General features: G+C 33.9%; 5 protein-coding genes. All 5 read left to right on the forward strand.

The features are described 5' to 3' along the window. The first annotated feature begins 219 nt into the window (after positions 1–219). Positions 220–543 (forward strand): hypothetical protein, encoded by a 324-nt coding sequence (locus ACR65M_RS26420; protein ID WP_136381328.1) that lies wholly within the window; start codon positions 220–222, stop codon positions 541–543. Positions 544–571: 28 nt separating this feature from the next. Beyond that, on the forward strand, positions 572–1699 hold the full coding sequence (locus ACR65M_RS26425) for a tyrosine-type recombinase/integrase (RefSeq protein WP_136381327.1): 1128 nt from the start codon (positions 572–574) through the stop codon (positions 1697–1699). Then, positions 1696–3660: a site-specific integrase gene (locus ACR65M_RS26430; protein ID WP_136381326.1), complete on the forward strand. Its 1965-nt coding sequence runs from the start codon at positions 1696–1698 to the stop codon at positions 3658–3660. The genes ACR65M_RS26425 and ACR65M_RS26430 overlap by 4 nt, the downstream gene beginning before the upstream one ends. Then, the gene (locus ACR65M_RS26435) at positions 3650–4036 is read left to right on the forward strand and encodes a DUF6262 family protein (protein WP_136381325.1); all 387 of its coding nucleotides are present in this window, start codon (positions 3650–3652) and stop codon (positions 4034–4036) included. The genes ACR65M_RS26430 and ACR65M_RS26435 overlap by 11 nt, the downstream gene beginning before the upstream one ends. Before the next feature lie 170 nt (positions 4037–4206). Then, positions 4207–4668, forward strand: a complete 462-nt coding sequence (locus ACR65M_RS26440; RefSeq protein WP_061792571.1) for a VOC family protein — start codon at positions 4207–4209, stop codon at positions 4666–4668. The last annotated feature ends 151 nt before the right edge of the window (positions 4669–4819 follow it).

Consider the following 4819-nt stretch of genomic DNA (forward strand, 5'->3'; position numbering starts at 1 on the left):
TTATCTTAACCATCCATAACGGATGACTTTACAGTATTCAATGTAAAGTTATCCGTTTTTTTGTTTCTTTAAATCCCAGATAACTATATTCAGTTTTATAGTATTTATAGTAAATTAAGAAAGCTTATGTTTAAGGGGCTGACTTGGAAGATTTGATGGTTCCCTTAATAAGCAGAAAAGACTTGAAAAAACATCATTAATCAGGAGGATCCAACAATCATGAATACGTTCAACCTAAAAGAAACAACAGCTCTGTTACACTCGTATGGTTTCAAATGTGATACAGAAATGGTAAGCCATTGGATAAGTGAGGGGAATATTAAAAGCATTGAAAACGGTGGAGCATACGAAGTTTTGGAGGAAGAAGTTTATAGATTTATAGAAGCATACAGATTGGAAGGTACAGCCTTTGAGGAAGGCATTGATGATCAAACTATGATTGGGAGATTACTAGAAGAAATTACCGATCTTAAAAAGCAAATTGTAAAACTACAAGAAGAAAAAGCTGAATTAGAAGATCAATTGGGAATCATGCCATTTTAGACAATTCAGCCACAGGAGGATGGACTTCATGAGAGTAATTACCCTTTGCACAAAAGAAGGAAAGACTCGGTACATGTTACTAGATAATGACAATGAGCCAGTCCAACCAGTTTTACAGTATTTAAAGTTTAAGGACAATAGTGGGGCTTCACGGAATACCTTACGGTCATTCTCATATCAGTTAAAACTATTCTTTGAATTCCTAGAACAAATAAACAAAGATTATCGTGATATCGGAATAGATGAAATGGCGGATTTTATGCGGTGGTTACAAAACCCTCACCAGGATGTAAAAGTGTCCCCTATCTTCCCTAAACAGCCAATTAGAAAAGCGAAGACAGTAAATATCATCATCAATACTGTTCTCGGATTTTATGACTACCTAATGAGACATGAGGACTATAGTATTCAGCTGACAGAACGTTTAAAGAAACAAGTATCTGGATCCCGCAAGGGGTTTAAAAGTTTTCTGCACCATATAAACAAAAATAAATCCTTTACCTCTCATATTCTGAAATTAAAAGTGCCTAAACAGCAGCCGAAGACACTCTCAAAAGATCAGATTGCACTAATTATGAATGCTTGTGGAAATCTACGGGATCTATTTTTAATACAGCTCCTTTGGGAAAGTTCTATGCGTATTGGTGAAGCACTTACTTTATGGCTTGAGGATTTCGAAGTCGATGCGAGAAAAATTCATATACGTGATCGGGGCGAATTGCTTAATCTAGCTGAAATTAAAACGGTATGTAGTCCCCGTAGTATTGATGTATCTGAGGATCTAATTAATATGTACTTTGATTATATTGCTCAATTTCATACTGATGAAGTTGATACAAATCACGTTTTAATTAAACTGTCAGGAGAAAATAAAGGACAACCGTTAGAATATACCGATGTAGTAGCACTGGTTCAACGAATACGTAAAAAAACAGGCATTTATTTCACACCACATATGTTACGCCATACATCATTAACAGAACTCAGAAAGTCTGGTTGGAGAGATGAACATTTAATGAATCGAGCTGGCCATGCCCATATACAAACAACAATGCAGATGTATATCCATCCTTCGGATGAAGACATTCGAAAAGACTGGGAAAACGCTCAAGAACGAATGAAAATCAACAAAGAATATAAGGGGAATGACGAATGAATTTATCCGTTGAATACTTATTACCAGAAGGTAAAGTCAATGAAATTACCAGAAAAGTCACTGGATATTTTGAAAATGATATTTGGGATGCAGAAAATGCAGCTTTTAATGATTTTAGAAAATCAGAATGGGGAAAAACCCACCGCAAAATGGATTTTTCGGTACTTCCATCTAAGCTTAAAAATGAAATTAAATTTTTTATTCTTACTCGTATTCAAAAAGATGATCTGCAATTGTACTCAGCTATACATAATTATGCCAGATCTTTTAAACAGCTTTCTAAATTCATTAAGAAATTTTATCCCAATATTAATAGTTTTGCAGATTTAGACATAAACAAGGCTTTGATGCAGTTAAGATCACATTTAAGTGAATTAGGTTTGAGCATACGAATTTATGGGAGAAGGAAACTTTCTAATTACGAAAATCTACTTAATCGTTTATTTTTGTTTTATAAAGACTTCTATGATACAAGAGATGAATTTGAAAAAGATATCTGGGATGTTAGAAATATTCCTGGTGCAAGATTTCCCGATCACGAATCAAGACATATCCTGAATTTCGAGGATATCCCTAATCCCTTTCGTCCTTTAGCAAAAAGATATTTAAAATTTAGGATCAGTTATTTATCTCTGGGCCAATGTAATCTTGACGTTAGAATATTAAAGTTATTTTTGACATTTATACATGATAAAAATCCTTCTTGGAAGGATTTAAATGCCTTAACACGAAAGGATATCGAAGATTATCTAATATTTCATAATAAGAAGTTTCATGAAAAAATACAGTCAAAGAGAAGTTATTTAATTGTCCTAAATGTATTCTTGGAAACAATTGAAAAACTGCAATTCGATGAAGCGCCTGCGTTACCTGTAAATCTATTGTTATTTAAAGAAGATATCCCTAGACCGATAAAAAAGTCTGAAAATGATATCAAATATATTCCTGAAGGGGTTCTTCAACAAATTGAGGAAAAGCTAGAGTTCTTAAAACCATCAAAATACGTACCGATTATTGTATTACTTCGAGCTACTGGTTGGAGAATATCAGATATTCTTAATCTACGTTACGATAATTGTTTGGAACAAACATCTCAAGGATGGTACTTATGCGGGGATATAAGGAAAACACAGGTAATGAATCATCGTGTACCAATTACAAAAGAAGTAGCAGAGGTAGTAGAAGCTGTAATAAAAGTGACTAAAGATCAAAGCAATACAATTAATAATCCTAAAAACTATTTATTCGTACAGCTGGAAGGTGTCCGGAGAGGCAGACCCTATAATTATTATGACATTCACAGAAGTTTGAAGCGCTTTTCCGAAGAACAAAACATAGTTGACGATTCAGGGAATCCCTTTTTTATTAAAAATCATGCCTTCCGGCATACCAAGGGTGTAGAGCTTCTTAATAACGGAATGAACATATTGCATGTTCAAAAATGGATGGCCCACGCTTCCCCTGAAATGACTTTACATTATGCAAAAATTCTCGATACTACCATGCGTAAATCTTGGGAAGAAGCTACAAAACAAGGTATTTTTCGGATAGACATTGAAAACAAACGACCAGTTAAAGTTGAACTTACGGATATTGAGAATGAAGACATCATTGAATGGGAATATATACGCCATAATTTAGACGCTGTAAAGATGGAGCTTGGCTATTGTATGAAACCAATTAAGCAGCCATGCCCTACTCAAGCGAACCCATGTCTATCCTGTCGTAATTTCTGTACAACACCCGAATTTATACCCCAATTTGAAACGGAAATTAAGGAAGTAAAAAATATAATTGAGCGAGGCAGGGCTTTGGGGCGACAAGTATGGATAGATAAGAATCAAACCACTCTAGATCGCCTAGAGCCTATTCTAGAAACTTTGAAGAATGGTACATCCCATCATTTAGCCGGGAAAAAAGGCCGCGAATATATTGGAGAGGAACGCACTCATGAGAAGTAAGCATATTAGAAATACCGAAGGTGTAAAAAAACATGCCCAGATGAAAAGCCAAGAGGCGGCTCAAAAGGTAGACAAGGCTATTCAAAGTCTTATCAAAACGAAGGCTAAAATTAACTTTAATCAAGTTGCCATGGAATCAGGTGTATCTAAGGCTTTTCTCTATAACAATCAAGAAATACGGAACCGAATAGAAAGATTACGAAAGCAGCAAGAAGGGTTAAATACACCGCAAACCATAAAACGTAATATGACGGATGCCAATAAAGATTCGCTTATCGTAGCTAAAAATAATCGAATAAAAAAACTTGAAGAAGAAAACAAACGTCTGAAGGATGAATTATTGAAATTACGTGGTATGGTCTATGACAAATTTTAAGAATAAAGAACTTTACTATTGTATCGGTTTTCCTTAGTGTGCTAATGGATGTTTGTAGAGTAAAATATAATCATTCTTTATTCTACATATAAAGTTGTAGAGAATTTATAACTATTCTCTGAAGTAATAAATTTATATGGTTGTATTATTAATACAAGGGGGTTTTATTAATGATTAAAGGATTATACGAAGCACATTTACCAGTAAGTAATTTGAAAAGGTCTATCGAATTTTATAAAGAACTTGGTTTAGAGTTTGACCACAGCGTAGAGGATAGTTTGGCATTTTTATGGATTGAAAAAAATAAAAGCTGGTTGGGCTTATGGGAAACCGATAAGGTAGAACTTGAATATCATCCTTCAATAAGACACATAGCATTTCAAGTATCGTTAGAAGGATTAAAAAATTCGGTTAGTTGGCTCAAAAGTAAAGGATGTGAACCAAGGGAGGCTTTTGGCTTTGAGCCAGTAGAACCTTTTGTAATGGCACATGATAACTATGCTCACGCTAAAATTCATTTTAATGACCCTGATGGTAATAGTTTGGAATTGATTTGTAAACTCGAAAATCCTAATAAAATAACAAAACGGATGTATTTAAGTGAGTGGGAAAAATTAAATACAAATAAATAGAAAAAGTAGTTTTTCAAGCTACCGGTGGCGTTAATTTATTTTTATAAGACATCATAAATAATCAAACTTATTTAAACCTTTACATCGAATATATGTAAATGATGTGAGAACCATTGATATTCTAATAGTTCTCACATCTAAGTTAAGATAA

The organism is Ferdinandcohnia sp. SAFN-114, from assembly GCF_059415045.1.